This window comes from Methylobacterium nodulans ORS 2060, assembly GCF_000022085.1.
Taxonomy (GTDB): domain Bacteria; phylum Pseudomonadota; class Alphaproteobacteria; order Rhizobiales; family Beijerinckiaceae; genus Methylobacterium; species Methylobacterium nodulans.
In genome coordinates this window covers 3,291,892-3,312,220 of the sequence record NC_011894.1, presented here as the reverse complement: position 1 = coordinate 3,312,220, position 20,329 = coordinate 3,291,892, and the positions used below count along the sequence as shown (strand labels likewise).

Genomic DNA, 20,329 nt, shown 5'->3' with positions numbered 1-20,329 from the left:
TTGCGGGAGACGCTTCATGGAGTTCCGCTATCGCGGCAGCAGCCGCGGTCATTCCCACGGATCTGGTCGAACGTCCGACAGTGGCGCATCCCTCCCGTATCCGGCGCGCCGAGCCTGCGGCGTCCAGATCGCCGGGTCTACTCAGACAGAGCAGCCATGGCTTTGCGGAACAAGCCAAGCTCAATCTGGCTGAGGCGCTCGACACTGGCCTTCTGCGCCTCCTCCCAGCGAGGCAGCGCCTGCGTCAGCAAGGCCCGGCCCTCGTCCGTGAGCGTGACCCGCCGGGCGCGCCTGTCAGCGTCGTCGACCTGCACCGCAACCAGACCGCGGCGCTCCAGCAGCTTGATGTTTGTCGTCACCGTCGATGCGTCGAGCGCGAGGGCCTCTGCCAGCTCATTGACGGTTGGCGGCGTGGGACGGGCGAGGTTCATCATCAGCGAGAACTGCCAACCCGTGAGACCCAGAGGACGAAACGCGGCGTCGTAGAGTCGGCCCAGGCTGCGCGCGGCGCGCTGGACACTCGTTCCGATGCACGTCTCGCCGATGACCTTGGCGACAGCGGGGGTGAGTTCAAGGGGCTCGGGCATGGCGGTACGGGCAGGGCTACTTCTTGATATCAAACCTCAACCGTCGCGCTGCTTCAGGGTTGCAAACAGCACCTGGCTATGGGCCGGGGCAAGCTCGGCACCCTAACTTGCCTTGATATCAAGCCATGTGCGCAAGCGCACATCGGGTTGGCATTTAGCTTGATATCAAGTCATTGCGGAAGCGCGGAGCCCCTGGATCCCCCAGCCGGTACGCGACCGCCCCTGAACCACGGAGACCAACCATGCGCGTCACCTCCCTCGCCCTGATCCCTCTGACCATCGCCTTCCTCGGCGCCCCGGCTTACGCCCAAGAGACCTTCAAAGCCTGGGGCCATGAGTTCCTCGTTCCCGGGCGGGCCGCCCCTGTCAGCGCTACGGCGGCCCCGCGCCGGTTCGACACCCTGACAACCGGCGGGATTGGCTCGCCGCGCTCGTTCACCTCAAGCGAGCGTGCTGAACCCAAGATCCCGGCTCCGGCTTCGCAGGAAAAGCGGACCCTGAACGTCTGGGGTGCTCGCATCGACGTCCCGTCGCGGTGATCTCTCCAAACGCTGTCCTTCTGCAACGGTGGGGGCGCTTGATCGCCTCTTCGGATGAGGAGGCGCCAGACGGAGGTTCCCATGCTTGACTTGATCGGTGCCATCGTGTTGACCGCTGGCGCAGCCATCACGATTGCGACCCTTACCTTTGCTGTCGCCGCAGCCCCCCGCGCCCGCCTGCAGGTGGCGGCGGGCCTGGGTGCCTGGTTCCTGCTGGTTGTCGTGCTTGGGGCGACCTACGCCCTGCACTATGAGCGCGGCTATGGCACCCCGGCCCTGGGCGCGGCCGTGATCGTGCCGGTCATCGGCTTGGCTCTGGTTTTTCTCACTGTCCCACGCCTGAGGGAGGTCCTGGATCGTATCCCGTTGCCGGCCCTCATCGGCGTCAATGTGCTCCGCGTCATCGGCGTGGTCTTTGTCCTGCTCTACGCCGCCGGGCGTCTGCCGGCTCCCTTTGCCCCCACCGCCGGGTGGGGGGACATCATCGTCGGCCTGACCGCCGTGCCCGTGGCCTGGGCCGCCCGCAAGGGCGAGAACCGCGGGCTGGTTCTGGCCTGGAACACGCTCGGGCTGGCCGATCTGGTGATTGCCGTCGTCCTCGGCGTTGTCTCGTCGCCCGGCCCATTGCAGGTCTTCATGGGGGAGCCGAACGGCTCGATCATGTCGACCCTGCCGTGGATGCTGATCCCGTGCTTCCTGGTGCCCCTGCTCATCCTCACCCACTTGGCCGTGTTCTACCGCCTGGTCTGGAAGCACGATCAGACCCACCATGAGGCTCCGGCGATGGCCTGAGCGGGCAGGTGCGCAACGCTGAGGTATGGCCTAGAATCGGCCCCATGACCCCAGGTGGCAGGACCGCAGCTTCAAGCGATTGGACACGCGAGGCGGAAGAACTCGCAGCGTGGTTGATCGGTCCGGCGCGCCTCTCCGGCGATGCGATCGCGGTGACCTCGGGGCTCGCGCAGCGGTTGACCGCATTGGGTGTCCCGCTGCACCGCCTGCGCATCGCCATGCGCGTCAACAACCCGCTGCTGAGCGCCTGGGGCACCAACTGGACGCCGGAGACCGCGGCCGAGATCTACACCTTCAGCCGAACCCTTCTCGATACCTCCACCTATCTCGGCAGCCCGGTCCAGCATGTCATCGGGACCGGGACCTGGTTCCGGCGGCGGCTCGACCGGCTTGGGCCTGAGGATCACACTATTCTCCATGAGTTGGCGAGTGCCGGATTTACCGACTATCTGGCGGTGCCGGTTGCCTTCGGCGACGGGATTGTCCAAGCGGCGACATTCGCCACGCGCCATGACAGCGGGTTTGCCGAGAGCCACATCGCTCTGATCAAAGGTCTCGCGGTCCCCCTCTCGGCTGCCCTTGAAGCCATCGCCATGCGCCGCTCGACCGCAAGCCTATTGGCCGCCTTCCTGGGCGAGGAGCCAGCAGCGCGCGTGCAAGCCGGCGCGATCCACCGCGGCGACATTGTCGAGACCGAAGCGGCCGTCCTGCTCACCGACCTGCGCGGGTTCACACCCCTGTCGCTCACATCGCCGCCATCCCAACTCCTGACCACCCTGGGGCACTATTTCGAGGGTGTGGTGGATGCCGTGCGGGCGGAGGGAGGCGACGTTCTCAAGTTCCTGGGCGACGGCGTCCTGTCGATCTTCCGGGTGGGGGAGGGGGGCCGTATGGCGGCCTGTGCGGCGGCCGTGCGCGCCGTGTCGCGCGCCGTCGCGACGTCCCGGGCCAATGATCTGCCCCCCTTCGTCGCGGCTTTGCACATGGGACCCGTGATGTACGGCAATATCGGCAGCCTCGACCGCCTGGACTTCACCGTGGTCGGGCCGACGGTCAACATGGTCAGCCGTCTGGAGGGGATCGCCAAGGCGAGCGGCGAGACGGTGGTTTGCTCCGGAACCTTCGCCTCAACCCTGCCACACGCGGTCACCCGCACCATCGGCTGGTTCGAGCTCAAAGGGCTGGAGGGGAAGCACGAGGTCTTCGCTGTTGTTGCAGAACGGGCCTGAGAAACGTGAATGCCCAAACCATGTCCGCCGCGAAGTCAGACTTCAGGCCGGACCACTCCGCCGCCGGGGGTGGATCAACTGTGGCCTTGTTACTGTCGCCTCGATCTGCTCCGAGCGCCCGCGAAGAAGATCCTGCTACTAGACTGGAAGCACGACATTATTCCCCAGACGGACCTTCGCCAACGGCAGATCCGGAGACTGTCCCTGAGGGCTGCACCACTCCCGAAGGCGCCCCTCCGCGATCGCTTCGCAGGTGTGGCGGTAGCCGAGTTCAGAGGCCGTCTCAAGGCTCGACCACGCTCGCAGGTCGATACCGGCCAGCGGCGGCTTCAGCACCACGGTGGCCCGGCTGGCCGCCATCATCGTCTGCGCATCGCCGGAGACCGTCGCCGCGCGCAGAAGCAGAGGGACGATGGCCGGCATCGCCTCGGGCACCCCGAGCCACTGCCGCATCAGGTGGCCGCGCCAGCTCCGCTTCTGGACGCCGTCGAACGCAAGGTCGCTGCCGACATCGGCCGCCAGGACCGTCCCGCGCTCCAGATCCGCCATCACGTTGGCCGGAAGGTTGTTCATCATCCCGCCGTCGACCAGGATGCCCGCATCCGTGCAAACGGGCGGCAACAGGCCGGGGATGGCGATGCTGGCGCGCAAGGCTTCCACCAAAGAACCGTTGCTGTGAACCATGACCTGCCCGGTTGTGAGATTCGACGACACGCAAAAGAAGGGCAGCCACAGATCCTCAATGCGGACGTCTCCGAAGCTGCGGGAGAGCCCGGCATCAACCTTGGTGCCTCGAGCCAGTGCGACGTAGGGCAGCGTGTAATCGTTGAGCGGGTTCCGACCTGCAAAATTCTCCACGGCCCAGGCATGGATCTGGTCGAGCGGTGAGCCGGTCGCGAGGCTCGCCGCAATGATCGCCCCCATGCTGGTGCCGCCGACCAAGTCGATCGGGAAGCCCGCTTCATCCAGCGCCCGCAGCACACCAAGATGGGCAAGCCCCCGGGCGCCGCCGCCACCGAGCACCAAGCCATGTGCGGAGCCGCTCGCGAGTCGTGCGAGCCGGCAATGATCGCGGCTGTCTCCTTCACGAACTTGGATCCGCATGGAGACGGGCAACGCGGCGACCGTGGGATGCACTTGGCACGGCAGCGCTGCGCCGGCTTCCTGCCGGATCACGAGATCCATGCGGATCCACTCGGACGGAACCCGGGCGAGGTGCGCCGCTGCTCCCGGCAGCAGCGCCTCGCCGGGGTCAGCCAGCAGAAGCACGTGGTCGGCGTGATGCAGGCTGAGTCGGCACCAAGGGCAATCCAATTGGTGCGCGACGAAGATGGTTCGGGCGTGGGCCATCTCAAAGGTGTGGAACCAGACCTCGTCCGCCCCTTCCGGCCATTCCGTCAGGCAGCCCGTGGTGCCGGGCAGGATCTCGTCAAACGCTTGGGCGAGGCGACGCCCGAACGCGGCCACGGGCTGCCCCATCGTCACGCCGAGCACGGCAAAGCTCCGCGGCGCGTGGGAGAGCGGGCGCCCCTCGAAGGCCCTCCGCAGACGTTCGGCCAGCAGACCGGCGAAGTAGAGCAGCATCCTGGGGTGGCGCTCAATCACCTCCTTGAAGGCCTGCCGCGTCAACCGGAGCAGGTGGGTGTCGCGCAAGGCGGTGGCCGTGGCCGAGCGCGGGGCCGGAGAGAGGAGAGCCATCTCGCCGACTGTGTCGGGCGGACGCAGGCGCGCGATCCGCCGCAACGCGCCCGTGCGAGGGTCCCGGGTCGAGATGCCGATGCTTCCGGTCACGAGGGTGTAGAGCGCATCGCCCAACTCACCCTCTTCGAACAGGGTCCGCCCGCCGGGGAGGGCCACGGGGATCATGCGCTCGCGGATCGCCGCGGCTGCCTTGGCATCAACTCCGACCAGGAACGGGATGTCGGGCACGCTCATCGCTGACCGCGCAAGGCTGATGGGACGCGGCGAGCATACCTCCCCGCGGTGGCGCCCACCAAGCAACTCTGCCTCGGGACATGCGGGATGCGCTGCAGGGCGTGCACAGCATGGCAGGATAGAGGAGCTTGACGGTCGCGCTTCTGCCGCTTCTTCCGCCGGCGACCGCGACGGGCACGCGCGTCTTTACGCTTAGAGCGCTCCCCGCCGAAGTGGACGCCGGTTCGGCGTCAGGGAGCGCGTCAAATCAACAGCTGAGAGCCGTGATCCGACCCAACGAAGTCGGGCCCGGCTCTCGCTGCCAGCAGGCCGCGCGTCCGGTTCAGCCGACCATGGGCGGCCATGATGGCCGCCGGATCGATCGTCATCTTCGCGCGAACGGGCCTCGAGGCGGCGCGGGAGCGATCGTCGCCTGCGCCACGATCCTCTCTCTTCGGTTGCTCGGGTCGTGCCTATCCGTCCGGCTGTCGAACCGATGGCAGCCAGACCGTGAAGGCCGAGCCGCGGCCTACCTCGCTGTCGACTGTGATCGCGCCACCATAGCGCGCCATCAGCGTGTAGCTGATCGAGAGACCCAGCCCCGTGCCGCCATGGGTGCGGGTGGTGAAGAAGGGGTCGAATATCTTTCGCAGCTGGTCGGTCGGGATGCCGACGCCGGTGTCCACCACCTTGATCGCAACGCCGTCAGTGCCAGAGCGGTCCTCATCCTTCGTCTCGAGGCGGAGCACACCGCCCTCCGGCATGGCGTGGATGGCGTTGACCATGAGGTTGATCACGACCTGCTGCAATTCCGTCCGGCTGACCTCGACCGTGCGGGTTGCCTCGTCTGCGATCTCGACCGTGACGTCTGCGCGTTCGAGGAGATGACGGACGAGCACGAGACAGTCGGCGACGACGCCTGCGGGCGCGACCGCCTCGACATATCCCGCATATTCTTCCGGCCGCGCGAATTGCAGCAGGCGTGTGACGATCATGTTCACCCGGTGGACCTGCTGATCGATCAGGTCGAACTCGGTCTTGACCTCGTTCGCCGCCGATCCGAGCGCCTCGCGGGCAACCTCGAGATTGCCCTGGATGACGGCGATCGGATTGTTGATCTCGTGGGCGACGCCGGCCGTGATCTCGCCGATCGAGGCGAGCTTCTCCGACATGACCAGTTGCCGGCGGGTGTCTTCGAGCTGGCGCGTGCGCTCCTCGACGCGCGCATCGAGTTCGCGCGCAAAGGCGCGCAGCTCCGCGTCGCGCGCTTCAAGGCGGTCGAGCAACTCGTCGAAGCGACGCGCCACGAGCCCGATCTCGTCATGGCAGGGAACGGTTCCCGTGCGCGCACCAAGATCGCCGGCGTCGACGGCTGCGATGGTGCGGTTCATGCGCTCAAGCGGCTGGAAGATCGCGCGGGCGAGCCTGAGCAGGAATGGCACCGTCACGGCGGCCGCGACCGCGAAGGTGGCCAGCACCGCCGCCACCATCGCCCACCGCGCCAGGCGGAACGGGCGTTCGAGGAAGCCGACATAGAGCATGCCGACTCGCCGGCTTGCGCTGTCGACGATCGGCTCATAGGCCGAGATGTAGCGGTCGTTCACCACGAAGGCGCTGTCGAGCCAGGTGCGGCCCTCGCCGAGCACGGCATCGCGCACCTCCCGGGAGACCCGCGTGCCGAGCGCGCGGCGGTCGCCGAACAGGCGCACGTTGGTCGCGATACGCACGTCATCGAGAAACAACGTCGCCGTGCCCTGGCCGCCGGCGGGCAGGTCGGCGTGGGCGTAGATCAGGTCGTTGATGGTGTCGACGAACCCAAGATTGCCATTCAGCAGCGAGCCGCCGACGAGCGCGCCGGCGCGACCATCGGGCAGCGTCGCGGGGCTCGCCGAGTGGATGATGAGGCCCCGCGTCTCGACCTTGCGGTCGGTCTCGGCGGCGGCCGGCGTCGGCACGAGATCGAGGCGCGCCCGCGCTGCCATGTCGGGCGAGAGTGATGCCATCTCGCCGGCGTCGAAGACGTCGATCGCCGTTTCCGGCCTGCCGCCGAGCGCGGCGCCGACGACGCGCCACTCAGCCGAAGGCTTCGCACTGGAAGGCGCCGCGGCCGTAATCTCCCCATCGGGGGTCGTCAGATAGAGAAAGTCGAGGCCGAGCTCATTCCGGCGCGTTTCGAGGAGAGCATTGAGGCCGCCCGCGCGGCCCGCATCGGCGAAAGCCGCCGATTGCCCAAGCGCCGCAATCCGTTCGCCGCTGCGCTCCATGATGCGGCGCAGATACTGGCGGGCGATGATCAGCTCGTCATGGGCCTTCGAGACGAGCAGCGCGTCGAACTGGGCGAGCCACCAGAACAGGGCGAAGCCGAGGACGACCGGAAGCACCGCCACCATCGGCAGCAGCGCGATGGCAAGCAGGCGTGCGCGGACCGAGCGCAGCCGCCAGCCGCGCGGGGGCCGCTCAAGCATTCCATTCCGCGCATTTGCGGTCGAGCGTCTTGCGTGAGACGCCAAGCCGCCGCGCGGCCTCCGCCCGATTGCCGTCGGACGCAGCGAGCACCCGCAGGATATGGCGCTTCTCGACCTCGGCGAGGTCATCGGTCCGGGCTTCGGCCGGCGCGCCGGGGTCGGGCTCGTCGAAGGCGCCGAGGATCAGCGCACGCTCGATCCGGTTGCGGAGCTCGCGGGCGTTGCCCGGCCACGGATAGGCTTCGAAGCGCTGCAGCACGCTCGGGCGGATCGGCAGCGGCGGCAGGCCGAGCTGCGACGAGATCTGCTCCATGAACATCCGCGCGAGGGGCTCGATGTCCTCGACCCGTTCGCGCAACGGCGGCAGATGGATGCGGAACACGTCGAGCCGGTAGTAGAGGTCGGCGCGGAACCGCCCGGCCGCGACCTGCTCGGCGAGGTCGGTGTTGGTGGCGGCGACCAGACGAAGGTCGATCGGGATTTCACGGTCCGAGCCCACCGGGCGCACCTTGCGATCCTCGATCACCCGCAGGAGCTTCGCCTGCAGTGCAAGCGGAAGCTCGGCGATCTCGTCGAGAAACAATGTGCCGCCCTGGGCGTAGAAGAACAACCCCTCCCGAGAGGAGGCGGCGCCCGTGAATGCACCCTTCACATGGCCGAACAGCTCGCTCTCGATGATCTCTGCGGCGATCGCTCCGCAGTTCACCGGCACGAATGGCCTGTCGGCGAAAGGCGATTGCTCGTGGAGCGCGCGCGCCGTGATCTCCTTCGCTGTCCCCGATTCGCCGGTGATCAGCACGGTGCTCGGCGTCGCGGCGGCGCGCGCGACCAGCTCGCGGATTCGCGCCATCTGCGGAGAGGTGCCGACGATGCGGCTGACCGCCTCCGACCTCGGAGCCGTCCCGAGCTGACGGCGCAGCACGAAATTCTCCCGCCGCAGCGCCGCGCGGTCGAGGCAGCGCGCAACGGCGTTGAGGATCTGCTTTGTGCGGAACGGCTTCAGCACGAAATCGGCCGCCCCCGCCCTCAGCGCCTCGATCGCAGTCTCGAGATCCGCGAAAGCGGTGATCAGGATGACTTCCGTGAACAATCCGTCGCGGCGCAACTCCGCGAGCCATGCGAGCCCTGTGCGGCCGCCCAAGATGTTGTCGAGAATGATGAGGTCGAAATGGTTCGAGTCGAGCAGCCGGCCGGCGTCGGCGACGTCGCCCACCGCCTCGACCCTGGCGCAGCGCGGCGCGAGCGTGCGGACCAGAAAGTTTCGCATGCCCGGCTCGTCGTCGACGACGAGGATATGCGCCTGAGCGAGCCACGGGTCGGCGGGAGCAAGGGAGCCGTCTGTCGCGTCTAGGCCGCTGGTCATGGAACCGCCATCGGTCAAGCGGGAAGGTCTGCCGCAAGCATGCTCGGGGCGAAACGTGCTTAGAGGATTACCGCGCCAATGGCGATGCAATGGCCCGCCGGCTTCATGCGCCGGCGGGCCGAACTCGGTTGTCATAGCAACGGCCCGCTGCGTCAGCAGCCTGGGCCGTTGATATCAATGCAACAGGATCGCCACCTTCTGAAGCGTGATCAGCACACCAGCCGCGAGCGGCAGGCCAACCGCCGCCCACGCGAGCGCGACGAGGACCGGTGATGTCGTCGGTTCGGCCGTCGGCGTGTCCGCCAGGGACGCGTGGGCCTCGGGACGCGCCGCCACGAGCGATTCCTTCTCCTCTGCCATATGATGGCGCGACGCGACCGGACGGACCAGAAGGTTGCAGATCATGCCCAGGACCAGCAGTCCGGCCAGGATGTACATGGTCTGGTTGTAGGCTTGCGCATTGGGCAGGCCCGAGGCGAGCTGGTGCTCGCGCAGATAGTTCACCAGCACCGGGCCGAGGATGCCGGCCGTCGCCCAGGCGGTCAGCAGCCGGCCGTGGATCGCACCGACCATCCTGGTCCCGAACATGTCGGCGAGATAGGCAGGCACCGTCGCAAAGCCGCCGCCATACATCGAGATGATGACGCCGATTGCGAGCACGAAGAACAGCGTCGTGCCGTATCCCGCGAGCGTCGGAACCGCGGCGTAGAGCGCGAAGCCGAGCGTGAAGAAGATCGCGAAGGTGAGCTTGCGGCCGAGCCTATCGGATGAGGTTGCCCACAGGAAGCGGCCGCCGATGTTGCAGAGACTGAGCAGTCCCGTGAAGCCCGCTGCGATGGCTGCGATCTGGGCCTTTTGGGTCGCGTCGAGCGATCCGAAGGGAATGTCGAGCCCGATCAGCTTGCCGCCGAACATCTCCTGCAGCATCGGCGAGGCCATGCCGATGACGCCGATGCCGGCGGATACGTTGAGGCAAAGCGCCGCCCAGATCAGCCAGAACTGCGGCGTGCGGCACGCGACGTCGAGATCGACGTTCTTGGACGAGACCATCGCGCTCCTGCTCATCACCGGCGGAGTCCAGCCGGCCGGCTTCCAGCCGTCTCGGGGAACACGGTAGCCGAGCGCACCAGCTACCATGAACACGGAGTAGATGGCAGCCATCGCCACGAAAGTCTGCCAGACCCCGACTGAGGTCGCGGTGGCGAACTGGCGCATCAACCAGTCGGCGAGAGGCGCGCCGATCATCGCGCCGCCGCCGAAGCCCATGATCGCCATGCCGGTTGCCATACCGCGCCGGTCGGGAAACCACTTGATCAGCGTCGAGACCGGCGAGATGTAGCCAAGGCCAAGCCCGATGCCGCCGATGACACCGGAGCCGAGCCACAGCATCCAGAGCTGGTGCAGGTAGACGCCGAGCGCAGAGATCAGCAGGCCGCCGCACCAGCAGAAGGCCGAGACCAAGCCGGCCTTGCGCGGCCCGGCGCGTTCGAGCCAGCCGCCCCAGATCGCCGCGGAACAGCCGAGCAACACGAAGAACAGCGTGTACATCCAGCCGAGCTGGCTGATCTTCCAGTCGCAGCCCGTCGCGACCAGCGAGGCGAGGAAGCCCATATCGGCCGGACAAGTGATCGGCTGCGTGATTCCGATGGCGCGCGAGAGCGGCAGCCAGAACACGCTGAAGCCATAGGCCATACCAATGCAGAGATGAATCGCAAGCGCCGCTGGTGGCACCAGCCAGCGGTTGAAGCTCGGCGCGGCGATCGTGCGCTCGCGACTGAAGAAGCCTGGTTCGGCTGCGATGCTGACGGACATGAATCCTCCTGGTGCGGTTCCTTGAGGCGCGGTCTCCGCCGCGCTTCGACATGTCCGTCAGCAAGGTCCGAGCCAGCCGCCCTTTCGTCTGATTTTTCCTGATTTTCCAATGCGTTGATCGATCGCTGAGGCAGGCCGCAAGTGGACAGAATGTCCACTTGCGGCCTGCCTCAGGGGAACGGAGGTGGACAAGATGACCTTGGCCGCTCAGTACGCAACGTGATTGCTGTCTCCGGACTGAGGTCGCTTGGGCGTCAATCCGAGATAGGCTCCGATCGAGCGCGAGCGCCTCCACCGCAGCCGCGAAGCTTGCCGCAACGACCACCCCCACCCCTGGACAGGTCATCAGGAGCCGGAAGGTTGCATCGCCCTTGGCGGTCTCGATCAGCGTGCGGTCAAGCACGGCGATCGGGTCGCGCCTTGCCCGCCACGCCGTCAGCAACAACTCGGCCACCTCGGGCCTGTCGGCGACCTGCTCCCGCACGCGGGCCTCGAAGGTGCATCAGGGCGCGGTCTTCACGGCTGTCGAAGACCGGTGCCGCGAGGCTGACGGTGCAAACTCCCCCAATCGTGCAGATGTTCAGTGATCTGACCAGCCACCAATCATCGACGTTGGCGGAGTGGATGGCGCCGGATGACGCTCGTGCGGTCGCCCCGCATTCCTTCGCGCCCATGGAGGCGATTCCGGAGGGGCGATTTCGCGTTGCATAAATCGCCTTACGCGCCCGCAAGCCTCGGGTGCGATGGCAAACAGATCAAACAGTTCGGACGGGGCATGTTGTGATTTGTAATCGCGGCGCTTACCTCCGCCAGGAGCCCCGGATGATTCTACCTCGGACCCCTCGATCTCGCATGTTGCTGGCCGCAGGTGTTGCGGGCGGAACGGGCCCGCTCATCCGCATCGCGCTCAACCGGTATCTTGACCCCGGAGTCGAATGGGGGATGGGAACCCAGCTCACCGTGCAGGCCGCGGCCACTGCCGCTGTCATGGCCCTGCTCCTCTGGCTCATCCACCGCATGGCCTCGTGAGGCGCGTCCCTCATTCCGTACCGGCGCTGATGCGAATGGGTCGGCCTCGCGCGCGAGGGACGATCCGGTAGCCCAGGTTAAGGCGTCGCGTCGGCAGCTATGGTCGTCTAGGACCCCTCCCAATGGTGCCTTTCTCAGCTCGCCCGGTCCTGCCGTGGCGAGCTACTCCTTGTCTGGTGCCGCAATTAATACCAATACCGGAGCGAGATAATTCTTGATGGCATCCTTTTCCAAGCCGTGCGAGCCTATGCGTTATGTCTCGGCTGCCTGTGGCGTGACCAGAGTCACCCCCCGATTGCCTTCCGCCACCGCTCAAGAGCAGCTTCGAGTGCCGATTCTGGCTCCGGCCGATTCCGTTCGCCCATAATCAACCCGCTTTCCGGGAAGCATTGCTTATGGGCAAGCTAGTCGGCGCGCCCGCGTGAAGGGTTCAGGATGTCCTTGACGATCGGCGCGTGTAATTCCGTCATCGTGACGGACCTACGTGGAGCCGGCCCGCTTCAGGCGCGCGGCACTACGCACCAGGGCGTGGTTGCGCTCGTCCCAGACCATCAGCATGGATTTACAGTGACTACCAAGAATGCATGATGCAAGCAAAGTCGGTCGTTACTGAAAAGCCGCGCGGCGGGCGAACGGCCTACGGCGCTGCGCTTCGCGTGATGACGCTGAGCCGGGCGGAGCGCGTCCAGCGACAGCGAGCCAACATCCGGCCGGAGAGCCCGCATGTGCCGGTGCGACGACGGGAGCGGACGCAGCAGGGTTTCAAGTCGCCGTGCTCAGCAAAACGGTTCTTGTCGATGCACGCGGCCGCCTACGACACCCTCACGGTCCCCGTCACCTCGTCTCGGCTCGCACGCACCGGCTCCTCCGAGCCGAGGCGTTCGAGACATGGCGCCGCGCGGCTGGCGTGGCGGCCCGATACTGGCGAGCGTTGGTTGTCTTGCGGCTACGTCCGACAACGTGACCAGCCCCTCGTGAAAGCCGGTGAAGGTCGGCGTCAACCATTTCGCGTACCATCTCCTCCAGACTCACCGTCGGCTCCCAGCCCAGCACCCGCCGCGCCTTCGATGCATCGCCGATGAGGACGTCGACTTCGGCAGGTCGGAACAGATCGGGATCGACTACCAGATGATTCGTCAGCGACAGACCCACGTGGTCGAAAGCGATCTCGCACATCTCCCGGACAGTCACCGAGCGCCCCGTTGCCACGATGTAATCATCCGGCACTTCTTGCTGCAGCATCAGCCACATCGCCCGAACGTAATCCCGAGCATGGCCCCAGTCGCGTTTGGCGTCGATATTGCCCAATCTCAGTTCACGCGCCAATCCGAGCTTGATCCGTGCCACACCGTCAGTGACCTTGCGGGTGACGAACTCGATCCCCCGCAGAGGGCTTTCGTGATTAAACAGGATTCCGCTGGAGGCATGAAGGCCGAAGCTCTCACGGTAGTTGATGGTCATCCAGTGGGCATAGAGCTTGGCAACACCATACGGGGAGCGTGGATAGAACGGGGTCGTCTCGCTCTGCACCGGCTGTTGGATTCGACCGAACATCTCAGATGACGACGCTTGGTAGAAGCGAGCGTTCGGCGCCACGAGGCGGACAGCTTCAAGGACATTCGTGCAGCCAAGACCGGTCGTCAAACCGGTCAGCGCGGGCTGCATCCACGAGGTCTGGACGAAGGACTGGGCCGCGAGGTTGTAGACCTCGGTCGGCTGGGTGTCGCGCACGACACGGATCAGACTCGACAGGTCGGAGACGTCGCCGTCAATGCAATGAACACGGTCCGCAATGCCGAGCCATGCAAGGCGCTGGGCGCCCCGATCCTGTGTGCTCGAACGTCGGATCATTCCGTGGACGATATAGCCCTTGCTCAGTAGAAATTGAGCCAAATAGGCGCCGTCCTGGCCGGTGATCCCAGTGATGAGGGCCGATTTCATGGTGGAATTCCTTCTGGCCTTCTGGCCGGTGAGCATGGTCCTTAGGTTTCGGCCCCGCGTCGTGGCGTCACCGGCGCGACGTGATCCAGAAGCCGCATCGCGCGGGGCCGGAGTTCGCATCTGCGTCATGCGCGGGTGCGCAGCGTCGCTGCGAGCGCATCGCTCCCTGCCCTGTGTCCGTCTACCGGCGGCCTACAGTTTAAGAACATTCAATAGAACGATGCTATGCGGTGATCTGTGCGCGAAAATACTCTATGGTGCGAACGAGGCCCTCGCGAAGATCGATGGCTGGTCGCCAGCCGAGGATCCTCGTCGCGCGATCGATGTCCGGCTTCCGCTGGCGCGGGTCGTCCTGCGGGAGTGGCTTGTAGACGATCTCAGAGCGCGATCCTGTCAATTCAACAACGAGCTCGGCAAGTTCCCGAATCGTAAACTCACCCGGATTTCCGAGATTAATTGGCCCTGTCACCCTCGAGTCCGTCTCCATCATCGCGATCAGGCCTTGAACGAGATCGTCAACATAGCAGAAGGATCGGGTTTGCCGGCCGTCACCATACACAGTGATGTCTCTGTTGCTGAGTGCCTGGACAACAAAGTTGGAGACGACACGCCCGTCGTCCGGGTGCATGCGCGGACCATAAGTGTTGAAGATGCGAGCGACCTTGATCTGGAGCGCGTGTTGACGATGATAATCGAAGAATAAGGTCTCAGCGCAGCGCTTCCCCTCATCGTAACAGGAACGGGGACCGATGGGATTGACCCGCCCCCAGTACTCCTCAGCTTGCGGATGCATCTCGGGATCGCCATACACCTCGGAGGTCGAGGCCTGCAGCACCTTCGCTTTCACACGCTTCGCGAGCCCCAGGACATTGATTGTTCCATGCACGCTTGTCTTGGTGGTCTGGACGGGGTCGAACTGATAATGAATTGGAGAGGCTGGACATGCAAGATTGTAGATCTCGTCTACTTCCACATAGAGCGGAAATGTGACATCGTGACGTAGCAGCTCGAAGCTTGGGTTCTTAAGCAGATGTTCGACGTTCCTCCGGGTTCCTGTGAAAAAATTGTCGACACATAGAACCTCATGGCCTTGCCCGAGGAGCTGCTCACAGAGATGAGATCCAAGGAATCCGGCGCCTCCGGTTACCAGGATTCTCTTTGTGCGTCGGCGAGATGTCATTATGTGGATACCCTATTCATTGCACGATCCCGCAGATCCAGTTTCGGGGCGGCTCACGCTGCCACCGACTGATACGGCCTTGATCAATCAAGATGCCGACATCAGGGTGCGATTCATCCGAAGCCAACAGGCATTGTGTCTGCCAGCACGTGCCGGGCGGAGTGCTTTTCAAGCCCCCGTGACCGGTTCGCTGCATCCTCGATTGTCGAGCGACGGAAGCCCCCGTTACTGGCCCTTCCGACTGCTTATGACCGCCTCAAGTTATATGGCTTCCCTGGCTATCTGCAGTGTAGACGATATTAACCACGGCAGACGAAACCGGCTCCACAAACTTTTTTGCACCGGCCGCGCGATCATGCGGTTTTCCAGATGCTCCCAGCGGCCGTAGACGACCACAAGCCCGGCGCGCGGCGATCGCGGCTGCCGAAGGCAGCCGGAATTCAAGTTCGGCGAAGAGCTGAATGGCAGGTGAGATGCCGAGAACAAGCCCGATCGGCGGTTTGCTCGGCCGCGCGCCGTCCAGGGTTCTCATCTGCCGGCGATCGGCAGCCGGTCCTCATGCGCGAGCGCCCTGTGGGAACGTCCTGTTCCCCGCGGTCGGGTCAGGGCCGCCCCCGTCTCAGCCTCGCGGCGCGGGCCGTCAGCGTCGCGCCCGTTCTGCCGGTGTGACCGAACACGAGGTCTGCATCGTCCTGCAGAGTCCGGGGACAGCGACCGCCTTGAGCGTGAGCGAGTTGCGGTCGTCGACCGCCCCGCATTCCGGATGGCCGTCCGGCAGTCCCGGATGAGGCGCCGGTCGTCCGGGCGGCACGCAGCGGAAGGTTCGGCGGGCAACAGGCGCGCGATGCGGCCCCTTCCGAGACCGGCGCCGTCCCGGATCGGGGCCCGGCAGGCGCCGTCCGCGCAGGCACCCGAAGCCGAACCCCGCTCGCTGCCTCACCCTTATTTTAACCCTGCTGGCTGGAGGGCTGCTGATGAGCTGCCCTTGCCGGTCGCGCTCACGCCCAAGGGCGACGGTGATTTCGGGGCCGGCACGGCGGATGCGCGTAGGGGCGCGGCTTCCGGGTTGCCGGAGTACATCTCGGCAACACGACCGAGATCCCCGCTCGGCGCCGGCTCGACAACGACCTGCACGAGATCACGGGGCATCAGTCGCGTATCCGCCTCCGCATGCAGGACCTGCACCGTCCCGCCCAGCTCGCGACGGATCGTGAAGACCGGGACTCGCGCGCGCGCGCTGCGCGAGTCCGAGGCGCCGACAGCCGTGCGCCCCACCTCCGCGCGGCGGCGGACCGGGAGGAGGCTTTCACGCAGGCTGACGAGTTCACGCTCGACCTCGGCAAGCTGGCCGGAGGCCTCAATGACGCGGGAGTTCTGGAGGTTCGCCGAGGTCTGCTCGGTGATCGCGCCTTGGAGCCTCGTTTCCGAGATGCGGCGCTCAATCTCCCGCTGATCGTTCTCGACCTCGACGATCGAACGCTTGAGCGCGAGCAGCCGCGTGACCGGAACGAGGCGGGCATTCTCGGAGTCGCCGCCGATGGCCGTCAGCTCCTGCTGAAGGAGGGCGAGCTGCTGGCTCTTCTTGCCGAGACTCGCTTTGAGAGCGATCTCCTGCTCGCTCAGGATCTGAGACTGTCGTTTCAGGTTCTTGACTTCGCCGGTTATGGCCTCGCGGCGCTTGACGAACAGGTGTTGCTCGCGCGTGAGAAGCTCCTCCGCCTGCGCCGGCTTGAGGCCTTCGGCCCAGCCGTCCGGGACGTCGAAGCTCGGTGCGGCAGCGGCTTCGGCGCTGAGCCGTGCGCGCCGAAGAATCGCCGCGGCCAAGCGGGTCTGCGTCTGCTCCTCCTGCTCAACCGCCCGGTAGGCCTCGAAGACCAGGAGCGGACCGGTACCCTCGAACAGGCGCGGGGCGCCGCCGGCGAGGGCATAGGCCTTGGCCGCCGTCAGGTCGCTCGCCCAAGCGTAGCGGCCCGGATTCTGAACAGCGCCACCGACGAAGATCGGAGCCGTCTCCAGAACCGTAACGGTTACGCGCGGCTCGAGGATGCCGGCCCGCTCGCGGCAGGCCGCGACGAGGCGGGCCTCCACCTCGTCAATCGTCTGGCCGGCCGCGCCGACGCTGCCAACCAGGGGAAGGCGCAGGTTTCCATCGCCATCCACTTTGAGCGCCACGGACATATCCGGCCTGGCGAAGACCCGCACGTCGACCCGGTCCTCCGGGCCGAGCCGGAACGGATCCGCGGTGGCCGGCATGATCAGGAGAGCGGCGAGCGAGAGACCTGCGAGAAGACGCATCATGCTGATATCCGTTGTACGTGTTGCACGCCGTCGAGGACGGAGTCGATCGTTTCGACGAAGCGCGGCCAGGTGAAGGTGGCTGCGCGCGCCGGTCCTTGCGCGCCCAATTGCCGGGCCAAGACCTCGTCCTGCGCGATGCGGCGCAGGCCGGCCGCGAAGGCGGCGGGCTCGGGCTCGACCAGCAGACCAGTCACGCCGTCCAGCACGGTCTCGCGCAAGCCCCCGCGGTTGCAGGCCAGCACGGGCCGCCCATGGGCCATGGCCTCGATCGGCGTGAGCCCGAAATCCTCGTTGAAGGCCGGGGCGAGAACCGCCCAGGCCTGGGCGTAGAGGGCGCGCATGCGGTCGTCCGAGACCATCGTCTCGAATGAGATCCGCTCCTCGCCACCAGCAAGATGCTGCAGCCGTGCGAGGTATGGACGGCTTTTGGCATCGACCATGCCGGCGATGTGCAGGCGAAATCGTTGCAGCGCGGGCGGCGCATGTTTGAGAAACAAGCGGAATCCGCTGATGGCGAGCTCGATGTTCTTCGTCCACATGATGCGACCGGGGAGCAGGAACATCGGCTCTGACAGGTCCCCGGGAGCGGCGTGCCCCGGCTCGACGCCCGGATAGGCGAGGTGGATCTTGGATTCCGGAAAGAGGCGATTGTCTGCGACGCGTCGCCGGACGGTCTCGGCGATACAGATAACCGCGTCGAAGTTGCGCCACGCCATGCGATCGACGAGGCGGAATGCCGTCTCCGCCGCTCGTTTCACAGGACGGGCCGGGCCGCCGTGCGCAAGCAGGCGATCGCGGTAGGCGTCATCATAGGTCGCGCGCAGCGGCGTGAAGCAGAGATTGACCACGGGCTTGCGGCGGTTTGCGAAGGTCAGGAGCGGGCCGAGACCGTCGCAGCAGACGAGAACAGCATCGTGCTCCGCCGAATCGAGGCGGGTGCGGAGGATGGACATGGCCGCGGCCGTAACGGCGGAGTAAGTGCGCTCGACCGAGACCCGAGACAGCTCCGTGACGTTCATCCCCGCGAGTTCCGGGTAGGTTCCCCCCGGATCGAAGTGGTTGGTGTAGATGCGGATATCATGGCGGCTCCGGCGCTTGATCTCGATGAGCGCCCGCTCGATCCCGCTGCGCAGGTAGACCCAGGGATAGTAGACTGCAACTCTCATGGCCGTGCATCCAGGGGCGACTGCTTGTGTGCAAGAAGAGTCCGGTAAAGGCCGAGGACCGCGTCGCCGCTGCGATCCCAATCGTAGTCGCGGGCACGCTCGCGGTTGCGGGCGCCGAGGGCGAGACACAGATCGCGGTCGCCCCAGAGACGCTGCACGGCCGCGACCATGCCGGCCACGTCCCCCGCCTGGACCCGAACGCCTTCCGCGCCCTGCCCGGTGGTCCCGATGACGGCGCAGCCGCTCGCCATCGCTTCGGCGACGACAATCCCGAAGGTCTCCGCATAAGAGGGAAAGAAGAAGATCCGGGCCCGGCCGAGCAGGCGCCGATAGAGATCGCCGCGGCTCTCCTGCACGGTGAGATTCTCCGGTGCCGCCGCCCGCAGCGCCGCGACGCCCTCGCCCCAGCCGACGGCGACGAAGCGGATCTGGGGACAGGCCCGCGCGACCGCGAGCAGTTCGGCGATCCCTTTGCGGGCCTCGAACTTGCCGGCGAACAGAACGAGGTCCTCTTTCTGGGCTGACGTCGCCTCCTCGAAGAAGGCGGAATCGACGCCGGGCGGGGCGAGGACGATGCGATCGCTCGGCGTCACTTTCGCGAGGGTCAGGGATTCCGCGCTGAGGAAGATGCGGCCCTGCGCCGGCAGCGCCAGGAGCAGGCGCTCGACCGCACGACAGCCGAGAGCGACCGGGCCGGAGCGCATGACCGACCACGCATGGCCAAACAACGCCATGTACTCGCAGACGAGCGGCCGACCGGTCAGCCGCGCCGCCACGAAGGCCGGCAGCATCGCGTGGTAGGTGAAGGCATGAACGAGGTCGGCGGTGCGCGCGGCGGCGATCAAAGCCGGAAGACCGAGCGGCAGGGCCCGGCGGCGCAGCGGCAGGCGCCGCGTCGGCACGCCCTCGTGGTCGCCGAGCGCCGGATCGCCCGCGCAGATCACCTGGACCTCGACGCCGCGCGCGCGCAGATGGAGTGCGCGCCGATGGACCAGGATCTCACCGCCACCGCCGGAATCGGGGAGATAGCGCTCATGGGCGAAGAGGATGCGCATCGTCTCACAGCACCAGGCAACGGTGACGGATCGAGCTGTACGCAAGGGCCCCGAAGATCAGGGCCGCGCGGGGTAGTCCGACCACGATCCGCGCGGCGATCGCGAACGGATTTCGGTAGCGTCCGCTCTCGATTGTCCGGACCCAGGGATAGGGCAGCGCGGCCAGCAACAGCATCGGATGCACCAGCGCGGCCCCGGCGATCCCCACGACGGCCAGCGCGAAGGTCGCAGATTGTCGACTGACGAAATAACCACAATAAAGCTCCTGCCGGATCGCCGGCCGAAGCCGCACGAGGAAGGGCCAGACCCGCAGGTTCAGCGCCTCTCGATGCCATGCGAGCAGATTCTGGCGGAAGACCTCGTGGTACACGAGTGCGTCGGACGCGAAGGCGCGCGCCCAGCCGGACTGCACGACCTTCCAGCCAAGGTCCGTGTCTTCGCCCCAGAAACGGTCAAGGAATTCCAGGGAAAATCCGCCAACGCCGAAGAATGCTTCGCGGCGATAGAAGATATTGCAGGTTTCGAAATACGGTGTCGGCGCCGTCACCGTCACGGTCTTCTCGAACAAGTGGCGCGCCTGGTCGGGCTGGGGGAGCGTGCGTCCCTGGACGATGCCGATTCCCGCCGTCATGGCAGAGACACCAGCCCGAAGCCATCCGTGCGTCGCCTCGCAATCGTCATCGATGAAGGCGATGATCTCGCCCCGCCCGGTCTCGGCACCGAACTGACGCGATGGCGTGGGCGACGGGAAAGCCTTGCGGTGGTAGCTCAGCGCCGGAAGGCCGCCCTGATCAACCAGGGCGCGGAGCGCGGCCTCTGTGCCGTCATTGGTAAAATTGTGAACGACGATGATTTCGTATCGATCGACAGGATAGTCCTGGCGAAGCAAGGAGTCGATCAGACGCACGAGCATGTCGCGGCGCCCACGCGTCGGAACGACCACACTGACGAATGGGAAT

General features: G+C 66.1%; 16 protein-coding genes and 2 pseudogenes. 5 read left to right on the top strand and 13 right to left on the bottom strand.

Going from position 1 to position 20,329, the window contains the following annotated elements:
• Positions 1 to 137: 137 nt before the first annotated feature.
• Positions 138 to 587, bottom strand: coding sequence for a MarR family winged helix-turn-helix transcriptional regulator (locus MNOD_RS15140; protein WP_015929795.1), 450 nt, complete (start codon positions 585 to 587; stop codon positions 138 to 140).
• A gap of 242 nt (positions 588 to 829) precedes the next feature.
• On the opposite strand from MNOD_RS15140, the gene MNOD_RS15135 reads away from it, so the two are divergent.
• The 3 genes from MNOD_RS15135 to MNOD_RS15125 all read left to right on the top strand — a co-directional run bounded on the left by MNOD_RS15135 (position 830) and on the right by MNOD_RS15125 (position 3,147).
• The gene (locus tag MNOD_RS15135; protein WP_015929794.1) at positions 830 to 1,126 is read left to right on the top strand and encodes a hypothetical protein; all 297 of its coding nucleotides are present in this window, start codon (positions 830 to 832) and stop codon (positions 1,124 to 1,126) included.
• A gap of 81 nt (positions 1,127 to 1,207) precedes the next feature.
• Complete coding sequence (locus MNOD_RS15130; protein ID WP_015929793.1) at positions 1,208 to 1,918, top strand: hypothetical protein; 711 nt, start codon at positions 1,208 to 1,210, stop codon at positions 1,916 to 1,918.
• A gap of 44 nt (positions 1,919 to 1,962) precedes the next feature.
• Positions 1,963 to 3,147: an adenylate/guanylate cyclase domain-containing protein gene (locus MNOD_RS15125; RefSeq protein WP_050783344.1), complete on the top strand. Its 1,185-nt coding sequence runs from the start codon at positions 1,963 to 1,965 to the stop codon at positions 3,145 to 3,147.
• Between the two features lie 138 nt (positions 3,148 to 3,285).
• Here the strand turns inward: MNOD_RS15125 and MNOD_RS15120 are convergent, their stop codons facing one another.
• The 5 genes and pseudogenes from MNOD_RS15120 to MNOD_RS45700 all read right to left on the bottom strand — a co-directional run.
• The gene (locus tag MNOD_RS15120) at positions 3,286 to 5,082 is read right to left on the bottom strand and encodes a patatin-like phospholipase family protein (RefSeq protein WP_015929791.1); all 1,797 of its coding nucleotides are present in this window, start codon (positions 5,080 to 5,082) and stop codon (positions 3,286 to 3,288) included.
• A gap of 452 nt (positions 5,083 to 5,534) precedes the next feature.
• Entirely contained in the window at positions 5,535 to 7,526 is a 1,992-nt protein-coding gene (locus MNOD_RS15115; protein WP_015929790.1) for a sensor histidine kinase, read from the bottom strand.
• On the bottom strand, positions 7,519 to 8,889 hold the full coding sequence (locus tag MNOD_RS15110) for a sigma-54-dependent transcriptional regulator (RefSeq protein WP_015929789.1): 1,371 nt from the start codon (positions 8,887 to 8,889) through the stop codon (positions 7,519 to 7,521). The genes MNOD_RS15115 and MNOD_RS15110 overlap by 8 nt, the downstream gene beginning before the upstream one ends.
• A 174-nt stretch (positions 8,890 to 9,063) precedes the next feature.
• Positions 9,064 to 10,701 (bottom strand): OFA family MFS transporter, encoded by a 1,638-nt coding sequence (locus tag MNOD_RS15105; protein ID WP_015929787.1) that lies wholly within the window; start codon positions 10,699 to 10,701, stop codon positions 9,064 to 9,066.
• A gap of 219 nt (positions 10,702 to 10,920) precedes the next feature.
• Positions 10,921 to 11,197: pseudogene (locus MNOD_RS45700) on the bottom strand (transposase); the annotation flags it as partial.
• A gap of 356 nt (positions 11,198 to 11,553) precedes the next feature.
• Between MNOD_RS45700 and MNOD_RS48055 the strand changes: the two are divergent.
• On the top strand, positions 11,554 to 11,730 hold the full coding sequence (locus tag MNOD_RS48055) for a hypothetical protein (protein WP_198157607.1): 177 nt from the start codon (positions 11,554 to 11,556) through the stop codon (positions 11,728 to 11,730).
• A 635-nt stretch (positions 11,731 to 12,365) separates the two neighbouring features.
• Positions 12,366 to 12,646, top strand: a pseudogene (locus MNOD_RS43285) (IS6 family transposase); the annotation flags it as partial.
• On the opposite strand, the gene gmd reads toward MNOD_RS43285, so the two are convergent.
• The 7 genes from gmd to MNOD_RS15070 form a co-directional block, all read right to left on the bottom strand.
• On the bottom strand, positions 12,565 to 13,671 hold the full coding sequence (gmd, locus tag MNOD_RS15095; RefSeq protein ID WP_015929785.1) for a GDP-mannose 4,6-dehydratase: 1,107 nt from the start codon (positions 13,669 to 13,671) through the stop codon (positions 12,565 to 12,567). The pseudogene MNOD_RS43285 and the gene gmd sit on opposite strands and share 82 nt — an antisense overlap.
• Positions 13,672 to 13,894: 223 nt before the next feature.
• Positions 13,895 to 14,851 (bottom strand): UDP-glucuronic acid decarboxylase family protein, encoded by a 957-nt coding sequence (locus tag MNOD_RS15090; RefSeq protein WP_015929784.1) that lies wholly within the window; start codon positions 14,849 to 14,851, stop codon positions 13,895 to 13,897.
• A gap of 256 nt (positions 14,852 to 15,107) precedes the next feature.
• Entirely contained in the window at positions 15,108 to 15,383 is a 276-nt protein-coding gene (locus MNOD_RS46605) for a hypothetical protein (protein WP_157091471.1), read from the bottom strand.
• A gap of 410 nt (positions 15,384 to 15,793) precedes the next feature.
• Entirely contained in the window at positions 15,794 to 17,104 is a 1,311-nt protein-coding gene (locus MNOD_RS15085; protein WP_280113480.1) for a polysaccharide biosynthesis/export family protein, read from the bottom strand.
• 41 nt (positions 17,105 to 17,145) lie between these two features.
• Complete coding sequence (locus tag MNOD_RS15080; protein WP_244424741.1) at positions 17,146 to 18,168, bottom strand: glycosyltransferase family 4 protein; 1,023 nt, start codon at positions 18,166 to 18,168, stop codon at positions 17,146 to 17,148.
• A 143-nt stretch (positions 18,169 to 18,311) separates the two neighbouring features.
• The gene (locus MNOD_RS15075) at positions 18,312 to 19,370 is read right to left on the bottom strand and encodes a glycosyltransferase family 4 protein (protein ID WP_015929781.1); all 1,059 of its coding nucleotides are present in this window, start codon (positions 19,368 to 19,370) and stop codon (positions 18,312 to 18,314) included.
• 4 nt (positions 19,371 to 19,374) lie between these two features.
• Positions 19,375 to 20,283: a glycosyltransferase family 2 protein gene (locus MNOD_RS15070; RefSeq protein ID WP_244424740.1), complete on the bottom strand. Its 909-nt coding sequence runs from the start codon at positions 20,281 to 20,283 to the stop codon at positions 19,375 to 19,377.
• Between the last annotated feature and the right edge of the window lie 46 nt (positions 20,284 to 20,329).

Bases quoted from the DNA above. Each gene is read 5' to 3' on its own strand.
- MNOD_RS15140 (WP_015929795.1), bottom strand. From the start codon at position 587: ATGCCCGAGCCCCTTGAACTCACCCCCGCTGTCGCCAAGGTCATCGGC.
- MNOD_RS15135 (WP_015929794.1), top strand. From the start codon at position 830: ATGCGCGTCACCTCCCTCGCCCTGATCCCTCTGACCATCGCCTTCCTC.
- MNOD_RS15130 (WP_015929793.1), top strand. From the start codon at position 1,208: ATGCTTGACTTGATCGGTGCCATCGTGTTGACCGCTGGCGCAGCCATC.
- MNOD_RS15125 (WP_050783344.1), top strand. From the start codon at position 1,963: ATGACCCCAGGTGGCAGGACCGCAGCTTCAAGCGATTGGACACGCGAG.
- MNOD_RS15120 (WP_015929791.1), bottom strand. From the start codon at position 5,082: ATGAGCGTGCCCGACATCCCGTTCCTGGTCGGAGTTGATGCCAAGGCA.
- MNOD_RS15115 (WP_015929790.1), bottom strand. From the start codon at position 7,526: ATGCTTGAGCGGCCCCCGCGCGGCTGGCGGCTGCGCTCGGTCCGCGCA.
- MNOD_RS15110 (WP_015929789.1), bottom strand. From the start codon at position 8,889: ATGACCAGCGGCCTAGACGCGACAGACGGCTCCCTTGCTCCCGCCGAC.
- MNOD_RS15105 (WP_015929787.1), bottom strand. From the start codon at position 10,701: ATGTCCGTCAGCATCGCAGCCGAACCAGGCTTCTTCAGTCGCGAGCGC.
- MNOD_RS48055 (WP_198157607.1), top strand. From the start codon at position 11,554: ATGTTGCTGGCCGCAGGTGTTGCGGGCGGAACGGGCCCGCTCATCCGC.
- gmd (WP_015929785.1), bottom strand. From the start codon at position 13,671: ATGAAATCGGCCCTCATCACTGGGATCACCGGCCAGGACGGCGCCTAT.
- MNOD_RS15090 (WP_015929784.1), bottom strand. From the start codon at position 14,851: ATGACATCTCGCCGACGCACAAAGAGAATCCTGGTAACCGGAGGCGCC.
- MNOD_RS46605 (WP_157091471.1), bottom strand. From the start codon at position 15,383: ATGAGAACCCTGGACGGCGCGCGGCCGAGCAAACCGCCGATCGGGCTT.
- MNOD_RS15085 (WP_280113480.1), bottom strand. From the start codon at position 17,104: ATGCCGGCCACCGCGGATCCGTTCCGGCTCGGCCCGGAGGACCGGGTC.
- MNOD_RS15080 (WP_244424741.1), bottom strand. From the start codon at position 18,168: ATGAACGTCACGGAGCTGTCTCGGGTCTCGGTCGAGCGCACTTACTCC.
- MNOD_RS15075 (WP_015929781.1), bottom strand. From the start codon at position 19,370: ATGCGCATCCTCTTCGCCCATGAGCGCTATCTCCCCGATTCCGGCGGT.
- MNOD_RS15070 (WP_244424740.1), bottom strand. From the start codon at position 20,283: ATGCTCGTGCGTCTGATCGACTCCTTGCTTCGCCAGGACTATCCTGTC.